Annotated in this window: 14 protein-coding genes; 9 read left to right on the plus strand and 5 right to left on the minus strand. The window is 65.1% G+C overall.

All coding sequences use genetic code 11. The features are described 5' to 3' along the window. Window positions 1-1,033: protein-disulfide reductase DsbD domain-containing protein (locus CSC73_RS17785; protein WP_281353021.1), on the minus strand; the 1,033-nt coding region annotated here is incomplete at its 3' end. Between the two features lie 232 nt (window positions 1,034-1,265). Beyond that, a complete protein-coding gene (locus CSC73_RS17790; RefSeq protein ID WP_163843297.1) occupies window positions 1,266-1,694 on the minus strand; it encodes a helix-turn-helix domain-containing protein in 429 nt (142 codons plus the stop codon). A 550-nt stretch (window positions 1,695-2,244) separates the two neighbouring features. On the opposite strand from CSC73_RS17790, the gene groES reads away from it, so the two are divergent. The 9 genes from groES to rarD all read left to right on the plus strand — a co-directional run bounded on the left by groES (window position 2,245) and on the right by rarD (window position 15,652). Further along, window positions 2,245-2,535: a co-chaperone GroES gene (gene groES / locus CSC73_RS17795; protein WP_163843299.1), complete on the plus strand. Its 291-nt coding sequence runs from the start codon at window positions 2,245-2,247 to the stop codon at window positions 2,533-2,535. Window positions 2,536-2,667: 132 nt separating this feature from the next. Next, window positions 2,668-4,314 (plus strand): chaperonin GroEL, encoded by a 1,647-nt coding sequence (groL, locus tag CSC73_RS17800; protein WP_163843301.1) that lies wholly within the window; start codon window positions 2,668-2,670, stop codon window positions 4,312-4,314. 110 nt (window positions 4,315-4,424) lie between these two features. Next, window positions 4,425-6,347, plus strand: a complete 1,923-nt coding sequence (locus tag CSC73_RS17805) for an esterase/lipase family protein (protein ID WP_163843303.1) — start codon at window positions 4,425-4,427, stop codon at window positions 6,345-6,347. 134 nt (window positions 6,348-6,481) lie between these two features. Further along, a complete protein-coding gene (locus tag CSC73_RS17810) occupies window positions 6,482-8,665 on the plus strand; it encodes an AsmA family protein (RefSeq protein WP_163843305.1) in 2,184 nt (727 codons plus the stop codon). A 537-nt stretch (window positions 8,666-9,202) separates the two neighbouring features. Next, on the plus strand, window positions 9,203-10,231 hold the full coding sequence (gene lipA / locus CSC73_RS17815) for a lipoyl synthase (RefSeq protein ID WP_163843308.1): 1,029 nt from the start codon (window positions 9,203-9,205) through the stop codon (window positions 10,229-10,231). Between the two features lie 166 nt (window positions 10,232-10,397). Beyond that, entirely contained in the window at window positions 10,398-12,584 is a 2,187-nt protein-coding gene (locus CSC73_RS17820) for a carboxy terminal-processing peptidase (protein WP_163843310.1), read from the plus strand. Window positions 12,585-12,760: 176 nt separating this feature from the next. Next, window positions 12,761-13,582 (plus strand): bifunctional transcriptional activator/DNA repair enzyme AdaA, encoded by an 822-nt coding sequence (locus CSC73_RS17825; protein WP_163843314.1) that lies wholly within the window; start codon window positions 12,761-12,763, stop codon window positions 13,580-13,582. A 220-nt stretch (window positions 13,583-13,802) separates the two neighbouring features. Next, a complete protein-coding gene (gene yedA, locus CSC73_RS17830) occupies window positions 13,803-14,756 on the plus strand; it encodes a drug/metabolite exporter YedA (RefSeq protein WP_163843316.1) in 954 nt (317 codons plus the stop codon). After that, the gene (gene rarD, locus CSC73_RS17835) at window positions 14,753-15,652 is read left to right on the plus strand and encodes an EamA family transporter RarD (protein WP_163843319.1); all 900 of its coding nucleotides are present in this window, start codon (window positions 14,753-14,755) and stop codon (window positions 15,650-15,652) included. Before yedA ends, rarD begins: the two co-directional genes overlap by 4 nt. Before the next feature lie 75 nt (window positions 15,653-15,727). On the opposite strand, the gene CSC73_RS17840 is transcribed toward rarD, so the two are convergent. From CSC73_RS17840 to CSC73_RS17850, 3 genes are all read right to left on the minus strand, one after another. Further along, window positions 15,728-16,300, minus strand: a complete 573-nt coding sequence (locus CSC73_RS17840) for a hypothetical protein (protein ID WP_211840927.1) — start codon at window positions 16,298-16,300, stop codon at window positions 15,728-15,730. Between the two features lie 10 nt (window positions 16,301-16,310). Then, window positions 16,311-18,506, minus strand: a complete 2,196-nt coding sequence (locus CSC73_RS17845) for a xanthine dehydrogenase family protein molybdopterin-binding subunit (protein ID WP_246197573.1) — start codon at window positions 18,504-18,506, stop codon at window positions 16,311-16,313. 175 nt (window positions 18,507-18,681) lie between these two features. Then, entirely contained in the window at window positions 18,682-19,137 is a 456-nt protein-coding gene (locus CSC73_RS17850; protein ID WP_163843322.1) for a (2Fe-2S)-binding protein, read from the minus strand. Window positions 19,138-19,229: the final 92 nt, after the last annotated feature.

Here is a 19,229-nt window from a genome sequence, read left to right on the forward strand (position 1 = left end):
CTCCCCTTGAAGGGGAGGACTCAGAAGCGACGGTCTCTTGCCCCCTCCCCTTCAAGGGGAGGGTTGGGGTGGGGATGGTGTTTCCGTCCGCCGCCGAGACATCGGCAGCAGAGGTGATATGGCCTTCCGGTATCGCCAGCTTCACCGAACGCGTCATCGGTGGATAGCAAATGCCGTCCTTCTGACAGCCCTGGAAAGTCACCTTCAAGGCGGCGTCGGCGGCTTCGCCCGAGCTGCGTCGCACCGGCACCGGCACCTCGGCCTGGTCGAAGTAGACGACCACTTCGCCGAAATGCTCGTCGCGATGCGACTGGCCTTTCGGCCAGCGCGGAGGGCCCAGCGTGAGGTGCTTGGCGCCTTCCAGCTTCATCGTGGTGCGGTCGCGATACACGTAGTAGCCGGGCGCCGGGGTGAAGCGCAACAGCAGCTGGTTGCCGTCGTAGGCGATGGCTTCGAAAGCGAACGCCTGTTCCTGCGGCAGCGGCAAGGCCTCGGTCGCGCCGGAGGGCGCTGTTGCAGCCTGACCGAACCGCGGTAGGCCGCCGGCGTTGGTGGGACCAAGTGATGGCCCGGCGGCCAGTCCGGCAACGGTCCCGGCGGCGGGCAACTTCACCACCAGCCTGCGGGTTTGCGGGGGGTAGCAGATGCCGGCGTCCGCGCAGCCCTGGTATTTCACCTTCAGGGTCACGCTTTCCGCTCCCGGCGCCGCCTCGCCGACCAGCACGCCGGTCAGATCCTGGTGATAGGTTTCCACGTCGCCGAAGAATTCGTCCCGGTACGCTTTACCTTTGGGCAGCTGCAATTTGCCGGCCCGGAAATCCGCGCCTTCCACCTGCACGTCGGTGCGGTGGCGGTACAGGTAATAACCGTCGGCGACCTTCCATTGCACCTCGATGCGGTCGCGGCTGGGCGCGCTGGCGGTCAATGCGAAAGCCCGGTCCACCGGCAGCAGGTCCGCTTCGCTCACGGCGAAGGCCGGCGTCGCCGGAATGGCGAAGGCGAGCAGGGCCAGCAGGCGCGGCAGGATGGTCATCGGATCGGTTTTCCTCATGGCGGCGCAAAAAACAAGCGGCCGTTTCGACCGCATGCGCGCGCCGCGGTTCACTGGGGCCTGTTGAAGCGATTGCAAAGGAGTCTCGCCACCGCTGGGTACGCGGGGCAGGCAGGGCGGGGAAGTGTATGTCGATACACGATCGAATGAGGACCCATGCGCGCATTCGGCGGGTCCTTCGGACTGCTTCCTCGATGCCGTCGACCGGCCTGGGTCAACCGGTGAGGGGAAGCCCTGGCCGGGAGCCGGGGCCGCGCCGGCCAATGGCGCGGCCGGTCCGCTGCGCCGCCAGCTCTTCCATGACCTCCAGCAGCGAGATCCGGGCACGCAACGGCACCTCGCGGAACGCATGCACCAGCCGGAACTCCAACGGGTCCTCTATCAGCAGCGCTTCGGCGGTGGCGATGGAGTCCAGCTGGACTTCGCGCGACAAGGACATCTCGCCGCGGCCGGTCACCAGCCACTCGAACTGCACTTCGGTCACCTGGGCCAGCTTGCGCAGGTGGGAGACGCTGGGGTTCTTCCCCAGGGGGGCCTCCCAGTGGCTGACGGCGCTGCGCTGCACGCCCACCGCCTCGGCCAACTGCTTCTGCGACATTCCCGCGGCACGGCGGGCCAGGCGAATCCGTTCTTGCTGAATCATCGGCACTCCTTGGCCTAGCATGTGAAGGGAAATCTACATTACCGGAGACTGCGCATTCCACATAAGCCAAAGGGCTACCAATACTAATCAGGTGACGGATATTAGACACACCATGTCTGCTTTTGGTAGCTCTAGGGCGATTTATCTCAATTTATTTGAAGTGTTGCATCTGCAAGGTACTGAAACTAACCCTATTCGGTCCCTTTTTGTCCTGTCCATGTCTTCCCACGGCAGGATTGGGTTGGTATTCCTAGGCCCGCTGGCAGGAAGTCGGCTTCGACAGGAAGTCGGCGGGGGGAGAGGCGCAGGGTGAGGTACGCCTAAGCAAGGACACGACACCATCTCCATGAGAGCGCGCATGCCCCTGTCATGCGCGCTCTTTTTTTGTCCTGGTTTTTCTTTCGCTCTTGAATCCTCCGGAAGGGCGCCCCATCTGTCCTGCATCCCGGCGTCGCCGGGTTTTTGTGCCTGCGTTGCTGGCACTCACCTGGTACGAGTGCTAACATCGCCGCCCCTTTCCCAGTCCAATCAATCACTTAAGAGGATTGAAATGAGCAATATCAAGCCGTTGTACGACCGCGTAGTCATCAAGCGCGTCGAAGAAGAGAAGTTGTCCGCTGGCGGTATCGTCATTCCGGACTCCGCCACCGAAAAGCCCATCAAGGGCAACGTCGTCGCCGTCGGCGAGGGCAAGGCGCTGGACAACGGCACCGTCCGCGCGCCCAAGGTGAAGGTCGGCGACCAGGTCCTGTTCGGCAAGTACAGCGGCACCGAAGTGAAGCTGGACGGCACCGACTACCTGGTGGTGAAGGAAGACGACATCTTCGCGATCCTGGGCTGAGAGCCGGAAATCGGGAATGGGGAATAGTGAATCGGAACTGCGACTTCGCACCGATTCATTGCCCAGCCCGATTCGTCATCGCTTTGATCTCCCCATTCCCCATTCCCCATTCCCTATTCCCGGAGTAACAACATGTCCGCCAAAGAAATCCGTTTCGGTGAAGACGCTCGTTCGCGCATGGTGCGCGGCGTCAACATCCTCGCCAATGCCGTGAAGGCAACGCTCGGTCCGAAGGGCCGCAATGTCGTGCTCGAGAAGAGCTACGGCGCCCCGACCATCACCAAGGACGGCGTGTCCGTCGCCAAGGAAATCGAACTTGCCGACAAGTTCGAGAACATGGGCGCGCAGATGGTGAAGGAAGTCGCTTCCAAGACCTCCGACAACGCCGGCGACGGCACCACCACCGCCACCGTGCTGGCCCAGGCGCTGATCCGCGAAGGTTCCAAGGCGGTCGCCGCCGGCATGAACCCGATGGACCTCAAGCGCGGCATCGACAAGGCCGTCGTGGCCGCCGTGGCCGAGCTGAAGAAGATCAGCAAGCCCACCGCCGACGACAAGGCCATCGCCCAGGTCGGCACCATTTCGGCCAACAGCGACGAGTCGATCGGCAACATCATCGCCGACGCGATGAAGAAGGTCGGCAAGGAAGGCGTGATCACCGTTGAAGAAGGCTCGGGCCTGGACAACGAGCTGGACGTGGTCGAGGGCATGCAGTTCGACCGCGGCTACCTGTCGCCGTACTTCGTCAACAACCAGCAGTCGATGTCGGCCGATCTGGACGATCCGTACATCCTGCTGTTCGACAAGAAGATCTCCAACGTGCGCGACCTGCTGCCCGTGCTGGAAGGCGTGGCCAAGGCCGGCAAGCCGCTGCTGATCGTGGCTGAAGAAGTCGAAGGCGAAGCCCTGGCGACGCTGGTGGTCAACACCATCCGCGGCATCGTCAAGGTCTGCGCCGTCAAGGCCCCGGGCTTCGGCGACCGCCGCAAGGCGATGCTGGAAGACATGGCCACCCTGACCGGCGGCGTGGTGATTTCCGAAGAAGTGGGCCTGTCGCTGGAGAAGGCCACCATCAAGGACCTGGGCCGCGCCAAGAAGATCCAGGTTTCCAAGGAAAACACCACCATCATCGACGGCGCCGGCGACACCTCGGCCATCGAAGCGCGCATCAAGCAGATCAAGGCGCAGATCGAAGACACTTCTTCGGACTACGACCGCGAGAAGCTGCAGGAACGCGTGGCCAAGCTGGCCGGCGGCGTGGCCGTGATCAAGGTCGGCGCATCGACCGAGATCGAGATGAAGGAAAAGAAGGCTCGCGTCGAAGACGCCCTGCACGCCACCCGCGCTGCGGTGGAAGAAGGCGTGGTCCCGGGCGGCGGCGTCGCCCTGATCCGCGCGCTGCAGGCCATCGGCGACCTGAAAGGCAACAACGAAGACCAGAACCACGGCATCAACATCGCCAAGCGCGCGATGGAAGCGCCGCTGCGCGAAATCGTCACCAACTGCGGCGAAGAGCCGTCGGTGGTGCTGAACCAGGTCGCTTCCGGCACCGGCAACTACGGCTACAACGCCGCCACCGGCGAATACGGCGACATGATCGCGTTCGGCATCCTGGACCCGACCAAGGTCACCCGTTCGGCCCTGCAGAACGCGGCATCCATCGCCGGCCTGATGATCACCACCGAAGCGATGGTGGCCGAAGCGCCGAAGAAGGACGAGCCGGCAGCCGGCGGCGGCATGGGCGGCGGCATGGGTGGCATGGGCGGCATGGATTTCTGATCCCCTCCTGCGGCCTCGTGTTGCAATCCCGAAAGGCCCGCCCCGTGCGGGCCTTTCGTTTATGCGCGTTTCGCATACGCTAGAGCCGTCACTGCTTGGACATTCGATCAATGACCGTCGACGGAAATTCATGGAGAACCGTAGCGCTGGCGTGCGTACTGTTGGCACTGGCCTTTCTCAACGGCTGCGCGGTGGTCAAGGTCAGGGAACAGCACGCAGGCGATGCCGATCTCGCGCGCCGCGCCGATGTGCTCGGCAGCGGCCGGCTCAGCGCCGATGCGTCTTCCAGCCTGGCCTCTGCGGGCCTGGATCCGGAGAACTGCCGGCGCGAGCCTGAGCCCTGCGCCGGGCAACTGCGGCAGGCGGTGCCGGAAGAAGCCTGGCTGGCCACGATCGCCGAAGTGCGCACCTTGCGCATGCAGGCGGCGGCCGAAGCGATGCGAACGGCGCCGGAAGTGGCCGCGCACGAAGCGATGGATACCGCGCGCTGGGCCTATGCCTACTTGTTCATGACCGCGCGCACGCCCGAGCAGCGCGTGTTCGAATCGCGCCAGGGGCGCGTGTTGCGTTTGTACAACCGTGCAGTGGAGGTGACGGCGCAGTCGTTGTTCGAGGTCGCGCGCATGCGCAAAAGCGCACCCGACCAGACCCAGCAGATCCACAACCTGCATTTGCGCATCGCGCTGCACGGTTTCGACCGCAAGCAGGACGATACGCCGGAGATGCTGTTGGCATCGGACACGCTGGGTTTCGACAACCTGCGCGCGGTGTACGGCCGCGATGGTTTCGGCAGCAGTCTGGTGGCGGTATTCCCGCAACTGAAGACGGTTGCGGCGCCTGCGGAATCCACACCGCCGGATCCGCCTTATCGCGACACCCGCTATTTGCCGGTGACCAGCACGCTCCGCTTCGAGGGACGGACCCTGGACGAAGTGTTGGCGACCGAGGATGTATGGATCGATGTCTACAATCCCTATCGATACGAACAGGAGACCATCGCCGGCCGCAGCGTTCCGCTGGCAGCGAATTTCTCGGCCGCCTACGGCGTGTGGCTGGCGCGTTCGCAACTGGCGCGGCTGAGCCTGTCCAGTCTGCTGCGTCCGCGCCAGCAGACCCCTTTCGATCCGCGCGTCTATCTGACCCAACCCTATGATCCGGACAAGCGCGTGGTGATCCTGGTGCATGGATTGGCGAGCAGCCCGGAAGCCTGGGTGAATCTGGCCAACGAACTGCTGGGCGACGACGAGCTGCGCCGGCATTACCAGGTCTGGCAAGTGTTCTATCCGACCAATCTGAGCCTGTTGAACAGCCGTGCGCGCATCGATCAGGCCTTGCGAGCGACGTTCGCGCACTTCGATCCGCAAGGCGACGACCGCGCCAGCCGCGGCGCCGTGCTGGTCGGCCACAGCATGGGCGGAGTGATCTCGCGATTGCTGGTCAGCGATAGCGGTGAGCAGGTGCTGCAGCGCTTGTTGCAATCGTTTCCGCCGGCACAGGCTACCGCGTTGGCGCAAGAGCCGATGGTGCGGAAACTGACCGTGTTCCATCCGTTGCCCGAGGTCGGTCGTGCCGTATTCCTGGCCACGCCGCATCGGGGCGCCGAGGTCAGCGAGGGCTGGGCGTTGCGTCTGGTGCGGCGCGCGATCCGGCTGCCCTTCACTGTCTTGCGCGACACCTCCGAATTGTTCCAGCGCAACAAGATCGATGAGCAGGAACTCCAGCGGATCGGCTTCCACAAGGGCCGTCCTCCGACCGGACCGGACGATCTCAGTCCCGGCTCTCCGTTCATGCGCAGCACCGCCGATCTGCCGATCGAGGCGGGACTGCCTTACCACAGCATCGTCGGCTGGAAAGATCCGTCCGTGCCGTTGGCGCAGTCCAGCGACGGCCTGGTTCCCTATGCGAGTTCGCATCTGGATGGCGCACTTTCGGAAAAGGCGATTCCTTCGGGCCATAGCGTGCAAGAGACGCCAGCGGCGATTCTGGAATTGCGACGGATCCTGCGTCTGCAGACAGCGGCGGATGGTCAATGAGACCAGGGTAGGTCGGGGCTACGCCCCCGACGCGCGGATGGCTCCGATTCCCGTGCGTCGGGGGCGTAGCCCCGACCTACTGACGGCGGGCATGGACATTGATGCCGACGTACGGCTTCATGCATGCTGCCGCAATGAACCCCGCGCCTCTGTCCAAGCGTCGCTCGATTATCTCCTGGGTGAGGCGCCTGCTGATTGCCATCGTCGGCGTGTACGTCCTGTACCTGATCGCCGGCAATCTGTTCCTCAATACTTCGCTCGGGCCCTCGGCGATCAACCGCAAGCCCGAAAAATTCCAGATGCAGTGGGCCAGCGGCAGCACCTGGTGGCCGGGCCGCGTGTCGCTGTCGGAGGTGAAGTTGCAGGGCCATGTGCGGCATACGCGATGGTCGGTGCGCGCCGCGCGCGCCAGTGGCCGTATCGGCTTGCTCCCTCTGCTGCGCAGAGAGCTGCACGTGCCTTATGTGTCGGTCAGCGAGGTGGACGGCTCGGTGGATCGTGTCGACGCCGAACAGCCTTCGCCGGTACCGCGTCCGGGAGGCTGGACGCTGCGTTTCGACCGTATCGCCAGCGATAGCGTGCGGCGCGCCGATTTCGGCGAGCTGTCGCTGCAAGGCCAGGGAAGCGCCGAATTCGGTTTCATCAAGCAACTGCGCGGCGGGCCGATGGAAGTGCTGCCTTCGACCGTGAAATTCACGCGCGCGCGCCTGGCTCAGGGTGGCCGGGAATGGTTGCGCGACGGCACGCTCGATGCGCGTTTCGCCATCGCCCGCCACACCCGCGCGCAGGCGCAGGGTTTGGACAAACTGCTGCTCAGCGATATCCAACTCGATCTGCAGGGTACGACCGCCGCCCTGGCGGTGGCGATGGACGCGCAAGGCCATGGTTCGTTCGAAACGGTGCCGGGGAAGGGACAGGCGAAGGCCGCCTTGAAATTCTCGCGCGGCGCGCTGGCGTCCGGTAGCCAGTTGCGCTGGCAGATGCCCGTGGTCAGCACCGATCCAAAGGGCGCGACTCATACCGATCACGTCCAGGTCGCACTGGACGTGGACCACGATATGACCCTGACCGCGTACATGCCGCCGCAAGCGCACGGCGTGTTCGGCCTGGACGCCGACCTGCGCGTGACCGGCAACAGAATCCCGCTGCGCGATTTCGCCAGCCTGCTGCCGCGCACTTCCGGCCACGTGGCGGGCCAATGGCGGTTCTCATCGCTGCGCTGGCTGGGGCGCTTCTTCACCAAGGCGCCATGGCTGACCCTCGATGGCGCCGGCGATGTCGCGGCCAACGTGCAGGTGGTCGACGGCAAGGTCGCGGCCGGCAGTACTTTCAGCGTGCCGCAGGTGGCGGTGGTGGCCGAGGTGATGGGCAACCGCATCCAGGGCAGCGGACGCGCAGAAGGTCGTTTCGATGCCGGCGCCGGCGGCGGTCTGCTGCCCACGTTGAATATCGTCCTGGACCGTTTCCACGTAGCGGCCGACGACAACCTGCGCGCGCCCTATGTGCAGGGAAGCGATCTGCATCTGGACGTGGTTGCCGGCGAAGATCTGGCCGCATTGCGCGATTCGCTGCGTGCACACCTGACGTTCAAGGGCGCCAGCATCCCGGACCTGCGCGTCTACAATCGCTATCTGCCCAGCCAGCACCTGCGTTTCGACGGCGGCAGCGGCGCGCTGAGCGGCGATCTGCATCTGGACGGCAAGGGCGAGATAGGGCGCGGCTGGTTGCGCGTGGCTGGTCGCAAGGCGCAGATGCGCGTGGCCGGCATGGCGTTGCGCGGAGATATAGGCATCGACACGCGCCTGCGTCGCGCCGATCTGGCCAGGCGCAACTTCGCCGTCGACGGCAGCAGCATTACCCTGGACAACATCAGTTTCAGCGAGCCCGGCGGCCAAACACGCAGCGGTTGGTGGGCGCGCATCGCACTGCCGCGCGCGCGCATGGACTGGAACAAGCCGCTCAGCATTGGCGGCGACGCAAGCGTGAAGATGAAGGATGTCGGCTTCCTGCTGTCGCTGTTCTCCCGGCAGAAGGAATACCCGAAATGGGTGTTCAAACTGGTCGACGCCGGCCAGGCGCAAGTGCAGGGCAGGGTGCAATGGCGGCGCGACACGCTGTTGCTGGATCGCATCGACGCCAGCAACGACCGCTTCGACCTGCAAGCGCGCCTGCGCCTGCGCGGACAGAGTCGCAATGGCAGCCTGTACGCCAAGTGGGGTGTGCTGAGCATGGGCGTGCAGGCCAACGGCGCGCAGAACAGCTTCCATCTGCTGCGGGCCAAGCAGTGGTACGACGCCCAGCCGCAATTGTCGCCGTAGGGCGATCCCCGCCCCGTTCGTGGAGAAGATTCACCCAGGCCAAAAGCCGGGCGCAGTGCGCAATAAAAACGTGACTCGCCTATTCATTTTTCTGTTTCGTCCGCCCTTGCGGTGGACCGCCGGAAGCCGCCATCGGCCAGCGCGGATGAGCCATATCCAGCTCTCGCAAGGGTTGTAACCGTTCTCACACAATTGGTACGCAAGCCCCGCTACTGAACCCTCCAGTTCTGTTTTGCAGTGCAGCGTGCAAGAGCCGCGAGGCGTCCTTCACGATGCGCCCGCATCCCGACGTGGGGGAGGGAGCAAGCCCGCAACTGGCCTAGCCATTGCGGGCTTTTTTTGCCCGACGGAAAAGACAAAGACCGGCCGCGCTTCGTAGAGCCGAGCTTGCTCGGCTGCCTTTGATCCTCATTTATGCGGAAAGCAGCCGAGCAAGCTCGGCTCTACAAAGCCGTGGGGGTTCAGTGGATCACTGTTTCCCGCCCCATAGGCCCGGCACGCCTGCCTCTGCCAGGGCAGAAGGGCTAGAATCACGGCATGAGCAACGATGCCGGCGCCCGCCCCATTTCCCCCCGGGAAATATCCCTTCAGGTCGTGACTTCCCCCACCCCGGCGGCGCCTCCGCTGGAAACGGGCGTGAAACAGATGGGCGGCGACAAGATCGGGCGCTCGCCGGTTCAGTTCCTCGACGCCCCCGTGCTGCGCAAGCCGTCCTGGATCCGCGTGCGCATTCCCAGCGACGGCTCGGTGGCCCGGCTCAAGGCCAAACTGCGCGAGAACCGCCTGGTGACCGTCTGCGAGGAAGCCAGCTGCCCCAATATCCACGAGTGCTTCAGCCACGGCACCGCGACCTTCATGATCCTGGGCGAGGTCTGCACCCGGCGCTGCTCGTTCTGCGATGTGGCCCATGGCCGCCCCAAGCCGCCCGACGCCGGCGAACCGCTCAGCCTGGCCACCACCGTCGCCGACATGGGCCTGAAATACGTGGTGGTGACCTCGGTGGACCGCGACGACCTGCGCGACGGCGGCGCCCAGCACTTCGTCGACTGCATCGCGGCCATCCGCGAGCATTCCCCCGGCACCCGCATCGAGATCCTGACCCCGGATTTCCGCGGCAAGGGCCGCATGGACCGGGCGCTGGAGATCCTGGCGGCCAATCCGCCGGACGTGTTCAACCACAACATCGAAACCGTGCCGGACCTGTACCCCAACGTGCGTCCGGGCGCCGACTACCAGTGGTCGCTGACCCTGCTGCAGAAGTTCAAGCAGCAGCACCCGCAGCTGCCCACCAAGTCCGGGATCATGCTGGGCCTGGGCGAGACCATGGAGCAGGTGCAGGCCACTCTGCGCGACCTGCGCGCGCACCAGGTGGACATGATCACCATCGGCCAGTATCTGCAGCCCACCGCCCACCACCACCCGGTGCTGCGCTACTGGACCCCGGACGAGTTCGCCGAGCTCGAGCGCTACGGCCAGGCGCTGGGGTTCAGTCACGTGGCTTCCGGCCCGCTGGTGCGTTCTTCCTACCATGCGGATCTGCAGGCCAAGCAGGCCGGCGTCGGCTGAACGGCCGCCCGCCGGAGTCGATTGGCAAACGAAGCATTCACATTTTGGCGACTTACCGCCGGTAGGCTGCAAGCGGATGACAGGGCCGGCAACTTTCGGCACTGTCGCCAAGTCAGAGCTTTTCCGCAGCATCCCCACAGGCCGCCATGGCCAACGAGTAGACCCGATGAAATTGAAGACCCCTGCCGCCGCCCTCCTGTCCCTGGCTCTGGTCGCACCGCTTGCCCTGCTTGCGCGTGCCGACAGCCAGCCGCTGTCCGGCACCACCGGGCCCACGGCGGACCAGTCCTCCACCTCGAAACAGGTGTACGGACTGCTGTCCGACAGCCGCTACGCGTACCGCCCGCGCGCGCTGGACGATGCGCTTTCGCAGGATATCTTCAAGCGTTACCTCGAATCCCTCGACGGCGGCAAGCAGTACTTCACCGCCGCCGACATCGCCAAGTTCAACCCGTATAAAACCGAGTTGGACGACGCCATTCGCAGCGGCGAACTGGAGCCGGCCTACGACATCTTCGCCGTGTACAAACAGCGCGTCGGCCAGCGAATCGCCTATGCGCGCACGCTGCTGAAGCAGAACTTCGATTTCACCGGCGACCAACGCTGGGAATACGACCGCGAGAAGGCGCCCTGGGCCGCGAACACGCAGGAACTGGACGAGGTCTGGAAGAAGTCGGTGATGAACGATTGGCTGCGCCTCAAGCTCGCAGGCAAGAAACCCGATGAAATCCGCAAGACGCTGGACAAGCGCTACGCGACCTATCAGCGCACCGTGGACGAGCTGAAGAGCGAGGACGTGTTCCAGACCTTCCTCAACAGCTACACCAACGCCATCGATCCGCATACCGACTACTTCACGCCGAAGACGGCGGAGAACTTCAACCAGTCCATGTCGCTGTCGCTGGAAGGCATCGGCGCGCAGCTGCAGCGTCAGGACGACGTGGTGGTGATCCGCGAGATCATCGCCGGCGGTCCGGCCGACGTGAACGGCACGCTCAAGCCGGGCGACCGCATCGTTGCCGTCGGCCAGGGCAAGTCCGGCGCGATGACCGACGTGATCGGCTGGCGCATCGACGACGTGGTGGCGCAGATCCGCGGCAAGAAAGACACGCAGGTGCGGCTGGAATACATCCCCGCCGAAAGCGGCGTGGACGGCAAGCACGCGCAGGTCACCCTGACCCGGCAGAAGATCAAGCTGGAAGAGCAGGCGGCCAAGGCCGAGACCATCGATCTGCCCGCCGCCAACGGCGAACCGGCGCGCCGCATCGGCGTGGTCAAGCTGCCCGCGTTCTACCAGGACTTCGAAGGCCGCCGCAGGAACCCGAACGACTACACCTCCGCTACGCGCGATATCGCCAAACTGCTGGCCAAGTTCAAGGCCGACGGCGTCGACGGCGTGGTCATGGACCTGCGCAACAACGGCGGCGGCTCGCTGGACGAAGCGGTGGAGCTCACCGGCTTGTTCATCGACAAGGGCCCGGTGGTGCAGGTGCGCGAATCCGGCGGCCGCGTCACCGTCAATGCCGACCGCACCTCGGGCGTGGCCTGGGACGGTCCGCTGGCGGTGCTGACCAATCGCGGTTCGGCTTCGGCTTCGGAAATCTTCGCCGGCGCCATCCAGGACTACGGACGCGGCCTGGTGATCGGCGAAACCACTTTCGGCAAGGGTACCGTGCAGAACCTGGCCGATCTGGACCGCTGGCCGGCCAACGAAACCCCGCGCTTCGGCTCGGTCAAGCTGACCATCGCCCAGTTCTTCCGCGTCGCCGGCGGCAGCACCCAGCACAAGGGCGTGGTGCCCGATATCGCCTTCCCGGTCAGCGTGGACGCCACCGAATACGGCGAGAGCACTTACGACAATGCGTTGCCGTGGACCAAGATCGCCGCGGTGCCGCACACCCAGTACGGCAACTTCGCTCCGCTGCTGCCGCGCCTGGAAGCACTGCACGCCACGCGCGTGGCCACCGACAAGGAATTCCAGTGGTGGTCGCAGGACGTGACCGATTTCCGCGCCGAAGCCGCCAAGAAGTACGTGTCGCTCAACGAAGCCGAACGCCGGGCAGAACGCGACAAGCAGGACACCCAGCGCAAGGAACGCCAGGCCGAACGCAAGGCCCTGGGTCTGGCGCTGGATCCGCTGGCCGACGATGCGGCCGACGACGGCCTGGGCGCCAACGAGCGCGACATCGTCAAGGATGCTGCCCGCGAAAAGCTGGCCGACAAGCGTCCCGATCCGCTGCTGCGCGAATCGGCCGCGATCCTGGGCGATGCCATCGACGTGCTGGGCAACGACCGCACGTTGTCGGCGCAGGTGTTGCCGGTGTCGACCATGCCGGGCCGCTGGGCGGATTGAAGCCCGCATGAGCACCTCTCCCACCGGGAGAGGTCGACGCGCAAAGCGCGGCGGGTGAGGGTACGGCGAAGTCAGTGCAGGTGAACAGCCTCCAGGCTTGTCGCGTTTCGCCCGCAATCGCAAGCAAAGCAAGAATCGGATAGCGGGCGCCCAGTGCGCCCGCTACGCTTTGGGCCATGGAAAACCACGACCAAAAACTGGAACGCGCCCGCGAGCTGCTGGACGGCGGCGAGCCCACCTTGAACGAGCTGGCCGCTGCGGTCGGCCTTAGCGCCTCGCACCTGCAGCGCAAGTTCCAGGCCCGCTACGGCATCAGCCCCGCCGAATACCTTGCGCAGAAAAAACTCGGCGCGCTGAAGACCGGCCTGCGCGCCGGCAACGACGTCAGCGCCGCGCTTTACGACGCAGGCTATGGCTCGCCTTCGCGCGTGTACGAACAGGGCGCGGCCAAGCTCGGCATGACGCCCGCCACTTACCGCGCGGGCGGTGCGGGAATGGAAATCCGTTGGGCGCTGGTGGACACGGTTCTGGGCAACGCTTTGGTCGCGGCCACCGAGCGCGGTATCTGCGCGGTGGAGCTGGGCGACGATGCGCAGGTTCTGGAAAAGCGCTTGCGCGAAGAGTTTCCGCAGGCACGCATCGAACGCGTGGACGCGGGCAGCGACGATTTCCTCGCCCCGCGTTTGCAAGCGGTGGCCGAGCGCCTGGCCGGCCGCGGCAGCGACGTGCCGGTGGACCTGATGGGCACCGCCTTCCAGAAACGCGTCTGGGATGCGCTGATGAAAATCCCTTCCGGCCAGACCCGCAGCTATGCGGAACTCGCCGATGCCCTGGGCTCGCCCAAGGCGACGCGTGCGGTGGCCAGTGCCTGCGCCAACAACCGCATCGCGGTGGTGGTGCCGTGCCATCGGGTCATCCGCGGCGATGGCTCGCTGGGCGGCTACCGCTGGGGGTTGCCATTGAAGCAGGCATTGCTGGAACGCGAACGCGCCGCGTGAGTCTGCGGTGCCGGGTCTTGTCTGTAGGAGCGATGCGAGTCGCGAAGCAGTGACGGTTTCAGAGCTTCGCGACTCGCGTCGCTCCTACAGGATCGTTCTGCAAGAGGGACCGCTGACTTGAGCCAAAAGCAACGCAGCATGCCAAAGCTTTCAACGCGGCCTGGCTGCCGTGCGCCGAGGCGCGGGATTACAATAACGACCTGACTGTCGGATATCCCCCATGAACTCCTCCGTTTCCAACGTGGCCACACCGGCGCGCGGTGGCTTGGCCGTCGCCGTCGCCTTGGCTGCGGTTTACCTGATCTGGGGCTCCACCTACCTGGGCATCCGCTTCGCGCTGGAAGGCGGTTATCCGCCGCTGCTGATGGCGGGCGGGCGCTTCCTGCTGGCGGGCGCAATGATGTTCGCCGTGCTGCGCATGCGTGGCGAACGCGCGCCCACGCGCGCGCAGTGGAAGAACATGGCGCTGATGGGCTTGTTGATGATGGGTATCGGCAACGGCATGGTCAGCATTGCAGAACAATGGGTCTCGTCGGGCCTGGCGGCGGTCGCCATCGCTTCCACGCCGTTGTGGATGGGATTGTTCTCGCTGATGCGCGGGCAGCGTCCCAGCGGGCTGGAATGGGTCGGCATCGCCATCGGTTTCATCGGCGTGCTGTGGCTCAATGCCGGTAGCACCTTGTCGGCCACGCCGTGGGGACTGGTCGCCTTGCTGATCGCGCCGATCGCCTGGGCGTTCGGATCGATCTGGAGCAAAGGCCGCGATCTGCCTTCGCCTTTCATGTCGGCGGCCGGACAGATGCTGACGGGCGGTTTGATGATGCTGCTCGCGGGCCTGGTAACCGGCGAAAGTTTCCATGGCATGCCGACGTTGAAAGGCACGCTTTCCGTCGTCTACCTGATGACCTTCGGTTCCATCATCGGCTTCACCGCCTATGTGTGGCTGCTGCACCACGTTCGTCCCACGCTCGCAGGCAGCTATGCCTACGTCAATCCGGTGATCGCGGTGATGCTGGGCGCATGGCTGGCGGCCGAACAGTTCACCGCGCACGACCTGGGCGCGATGGCGGTGATCCTGTTCGGCGTGGTGGCGATCACGCTGGGCAAGGCGCGCACTGCGCCTGCACCGGCCCGGGATGCCGTTGAGCCGGCCGCAGCAGAGCAAGGCAAATGACTCCGGCCGCGATCGATCGCCGCGGTCTGTGGGCCGCGGCCGGTTCGTTTGCGGTCTGGGGCATGATGCCGTTGTACTGGCATCTGCTGAAGAACGTGCCTTCGATGCAGATCGTGATGCACCGGATCGCGTGGAGCGCGGTGCTGGTGGTCGGCGGGCTGTGCCTGACCCAGGGCCTGCAGTGGTTGCGCACTGCGATGGCGCGTCCGCGGGTGCCGTGGATGCTGCTGCTGAGCGGCGTGCTGATCGCGTTCAACTGGGGGCTGTACATCTGGGCGGTCAACGCCGGGCATGTGGTTGAAACCAGCCTGGGCTATTTCATCAATCCGCTGCTCAATGTGTTGCTGGGCGTCCTGCTGCTGCGCGAACGGCTGACGGTGGCGCAGTGGGTATCGGTGGCGGTGGCCGCGATGGGCGTGCTGTGGCTGACTTTCAACTACGGCAGCTTCCCCTGGATCGCGTTATCGCTGGCGGCCTCGTTCGGCTTCTATGGGTTCATCCGCAAGCTGGCGGCGGTGGATTCCATTCCCGGTCTGGCCATCGAAAGCATGTACCTGTTCCTGCCGGCAGTGGCGACGCTGGTCTGGCTGGAGAGCCACGGCAAGGGCGGATTCGTCGGTGACTGGAGCTGGCAGACCGACGCCTTGCTGGTCTTCGGCGGTGTGCTGACCGCGTTGCCGTTGATCGGCTTTTCCTATGCGGTGCGGCGCGTCCCCTACAGCGTGGTGGGTTTCATGCAGTACCTGGCGCCAACTTTGCAGCTGCTGATCGGCGTGCTGGTGTTCAACGAGGTCTTTGATCGCGACCGCGCGATCGGTTTCGTCTTCATCTGGATAGGGCTGGCGATCTTCGCTATCGACGGCTTCGTGCGCTCGCGCAACAAACCATCTTTGTAGAGCCGAGCTTGCTCGGCTGCCGTTCGCAACATCAAAAGCAGCCGAGCAAGCTCGGCTCTACAACGAAGGATTCGGCTACTTGTCACCCGGACAGGGCCCACCCGCATCCGCCCACAGCTTGAACGCGGCCACGAACTGATCGTGCGGCACCGGCACCGGCAGGCGGCCATTGCCGGGGTTCCAGCCCCACAACACCAGCTTGTCTTCACTGACGTGTTTGAGCAGCGCGGCGAAATCGCGGTCGCCGTTGCTCTTCTTGTCCTTGATCATCGCGCACAGCTGCGCGCTGGGTAGTCCGATCCACGCCATCTTGTGATCCGGCGGCGGCAGCGACCAGTGCGGCGCGCCCGGCGGCGCGTGCGGGCCATAGCTGGCCGGTGGATTGGCTTCGGCGTGGCAAGTGGCGCAGGGCAGGCCTGGCGCGCCCTTGCCATCTGGTCCGCGCACCACGCCCATCTGGTGCGGCGTCTGCGCATCGAACTGCAACGGCGCATCGCCCGGAATGTGGCAGTTGCTGCAGCGCGGATGCTGGAAGACTTTCTCGACCGTGGCGAAGGCTTCCACGGCCTTGGCTTTTTGTTCCGGGCTGACGCGCGGGCCGCAGGCAGTCAGCGCAAGCAGGAAGAAGCTGGCGAACAGGATACGCATCGTCATCTCCTCACGCCTTGGCCGGCTTGGCCGGCGTCTGCGCTGCAAGCTGGAAGGGAAGTTCGCGCAGCCGTTGCCCGTTCAAGGCGAACAGCGCATTGGCCACCGCCGGTGCGATGGGCGCGGTGCCGGGTTCGCCGACGCCGCCGGATTTTTCCGTGCTCGGCACGATATGCACTTCCACCGCCGGCATTTCGCTCATGCGCAGCACCTGGTAGTCGTGGTAGTTGGATTGCTGCACGCGCCCATCCTTGAAAGTAATGTGGCTGTGCAATGCGGCGCCCAGGCCGAAGGCGATACCCGACTCCATCTGCGCGGCGATACCGGCCGGGTTCACCGCAATGCCGCAATCGACCGCACAGACCACGCGGTGCACGCGGATGGCTCCGTTCTCTACCGATACTTCGGCCACCTGCGCGATGAAACTGCCGAAGGATTCGTGCACCGCCACGCCGCGCGCGCGGCCCTTTTCCAACGGACCGCCCCAGCCGGATTTCTCCGCCGCCAGATTCAACACGCCCAGGTGCCGCGCATGCTTGGCCAACAGCCCGCGCCGGTATTCCACCGGATCCTTGCCGGCGGCATGCGCCAGCTCGTCGACCAGGCTCTCCATCGCGAAGGCGGTGTGGCTGTGGCCAACCGAACGCCACCAGAGCACCGGAATGCCGGGTTTCGGCGAATGCAGGCCGACGCGATGGGCCGGCACGTCGGCGAGGTAAGGGGAGTCGGCGACGCCTTCGGTCGAGGTCGCGTCGATGCCGTTCTTGACCATCATCGGTTCGAAGAAGGTCCCTGCGATGATCGACTGGCCGGCGATCACGTGCTGCCACGCCATCGGCTTGCCTTCGGCATCCAGTCCCACTTTCGCCTTGTGCACGAACGCAGGGCGATAGAAGCCTCCGCGCACGTCGTCCTCGCGGCTCCACACGGTTTTCACCGGCGCGTTGGCGGCCTTGGCGATGTGCACGGCCTCGAACACGATGTCCGGCGAGGGATTGGCGCGACGGCCGAAACCGCCGCCCAGGAAAGTGGTATGCACGAATACCTGCTCGGGTTTGAGTCCGGCGATTTCCGCGGCGGTTTTCTGTTCCAACGTCTGGAACTGGGTGCCGATCCAAAGCTCGCACTTGTCCGGCGAAAGCTTGACCGTGCAATTCAACGGTTCCATCGGCGCATGCGCCAGATACGGAAGGGCGTATTCGGCTTCCACCGTCTTGGCCGCTTTGGATAGCGCGGCGACGACATCGCCGGTCTGCACCGCCGGCAGTCCCGACGTAGCCGCCAGTTCGCTGAATTGCTTGCGCAGCGCGGCGCTGTCCAGCGCCGCGTTCGGGCCCAGGTCCCATTCCACCTTCAATGCGTCGCGGCCCAGTTTGGCCGCCCAGTAATGATCGGCGATCACTGCTACGCCGGTCGGTATCTGCACGACGTTGCGCACGCCGGCTATTGCCTTGGCCGCAGTCGCATCGAACGATTTGACCTTGCCGCCGAACACCGGCGCGCGCGCCACCACCGCGGTCAGCAGGCCCTCGAACTGCACATCCATGCCGAACTGCGCGCGCCCGGTGATCTTCTCCGGCGAATCCAGGCGCTTGGTCGGCTTGCCGATGATCTTCCAGTCCTTGGGATCCTTCAGCGTCAGCGTGGTCGCATCCGGCGCCTTCAACTTGCCGGCGTCGTCGGCAAGAGCGCCGTAACGTACGCGCTGTGCGCCTGCGATCACTTCTCCATTTTCGGTGCGTATCTCGGACACCGGCACGTTGAAGCGCGTGGCCGCGGCCTGCACCAGCATCGCGCGCGCGGCGGCGCCGGCCTGGCGGTAGCGGTCGAATTCCGAAGCGGTGGAAGTGGAGCCGCCGGTGCCCTGCATGCCGAATATGGGGCTGAAGTAGTCCGGTGCGGCCGGCGCATGTTCCACCTTGATCTTCGACCAGTCCGCATCCAGTTCCTCGGCGATCAGCATCGGCAGCGCGGTCCAGACGCCCTGGCCCATTTCCGAATGCGACAGCAGCACGGTCACGCTGTCGTCGTTGCCGATACGCAGGAAGGCGTTGGGCGCGAAGCTGGCGACCGCGGCGGCGGCTGCCGGTTGGGCGAAAGCCAGGCGCTTGGCGGCTGGGACGACGAAGCCGATGACCAGGCCGCCGCCGACCAGGGCGCTGGCTTTGAGGAATTGGCGTCGGGAGTTGATGGTTTCTGCGTTCACGGTGGATCTCCGTATTTTGTTCCCTTCTCCCCCCGGGAGAAGAGCTTGCCCCGTACTTGATACGGGGTGGCGCGGAGCGCCGGATTAGGGTGCGGTGGAGTCCATGATGGTTCGGACGTCGATGACTCCGCCGTACCCTCACCCCAACCCCTCTCCCGCAGGAGAGGGGCTCAAATCAGCCCTTGTCTATCTCCGCCGCGCGATGCACCGCCGCGCGGATGCGCGGATAAGTGCCGCAGCGGCAGATGTTGCCGGACAGCGCCTGGTCTATGTCGGTATCGGTGGGCGTGGGGATCTTCGTCAGCAAGGCCACCGCGGACATGATCTGTCCCGACTGGCAGTAGCCGCACTGGACCACATCCAATTCCGCCCACGCCTGTTGCACCGGGTGCTGCCCGTCGGCGGAAAGTCCTTCGATGGTGGTGATCTTCTTTCCCGCGACCGCGGCGACCGGCGTGATGCAGGCGCGCAGCGGCGCGCCGTCGATGTGCACGGTGCAGGCGCCGCATTGGGCGATGCCGCAACCGAACTTGGTACCGGTGAGTCCCATCAGATCGCGAAGGACCCACAACAGGGGCATGTCGGCCGGCGCATCCACTTCGCGCTCTGTGCCGTTGACGTTCAACTTCATGGGAGTTCCCTGGCGGCGGCTGGGATAGGGCTAACCTTACTACCGCCATTGCGGGTTGCCAACCAGGCGCGGCTTAGTCCATCGTCTTAGTA

The sequence above is a fragment of the Pseudoxanthomonas sacheonensis genome, assembly GCF_010093305.1.
GTDB classification, from domain to species: domain Bacteria; phylum Pseudomonadota; class Gammaproteobacteria; order Xanthomonadales; family Xanthomonadaceae; genus Pseudoxanthomonas_A; species Pseudoxanthomonas_A sacheonensis.

Bases quoted from the DNA above. Each gene is read 5' to 3' on its own strand.
- CSC73_RS17810 (WP_163843305.1), top strand. From the start codon at position 6,482: ATGAACCCCGCGCCTCTGTCCAAGCGTCGCTCGATTATCTCCTGGGTG.
- CSC73_RS17850 (WP_163843322.1), bottom strand. From the start codon at position 19,137: ATGAAGTTGAACGTCAACGGCACAGAGCGCGAAGTGGATGCGCCGGCC.
- CSC73_RS17805 (WP_163843303.1), top strand. From the start codon at position 4,425: ATGACCGTCGACGGAAATTCATGGAGAACCGTAGCGCTGGCGTGCGTA.
- CSC73_RS17840 (WP_211840927.1), bottom strand. From the start codon at position 16,300: ATGCGTATCCTGTTCGCCAGCTTCTTCCTGCTTGCGCTGACTGCCTGC.
- CSC73_RS17825 (WP_163843314.1), top strand. From the start codon at position 12,761: ATGGAAAACCACGACCAAAAACTGGAACGCGCCCGCGAGCTGCTGGAC.
- rarD (WP_163843319.1), top strand. From the start codon at position 14,753: ATGACTCCGGCCGCGATCGATCGCCGCGGTCTGTGGGCCGCGGCCGGT.
- groL (WP_163843301.1), top strand. From the start codon at position 2,668: ATGTCCGCCAAAGAAATCCGTTTCGGTGAAGACGCTCGTTCGCGCATG.
- lipA (WP_163843308.1), top strand. From the start codon at position 9,203: ATGAGCAACGATGCCGGCGCCCGCCCCATTTCCCCCCGGGAAATATCC.
- CSC73_RS17790 (WP_163843297.1), bottom strand. From the start codon at position 1,694: ATGATTCAGCAAGAACGGATTCGCCTGGCCCGCCGTGCCGCGGGAATG.
- CSC73_RS17820 (WP_163843310.1), top strand. From the start codon at position 10,398: ATGAAATTGAAGACCCCTGCCGCCGCCCTCCTGTCCCTGGCTCTGGTC.
- yedA (WP_163843316.1), top strand. From the start codon at position 13,803: ATGAACTCCTCCGTTTCCAACGTGGCCACACCGGCGCGCGGTGGCTTG.
- groES (WP_163843299.1), top strand. From the start codon at position 2,245: ATGAGCAATATCAAGCCGTTGTACGACCGCGTAGTCATCAAGCGCGTC.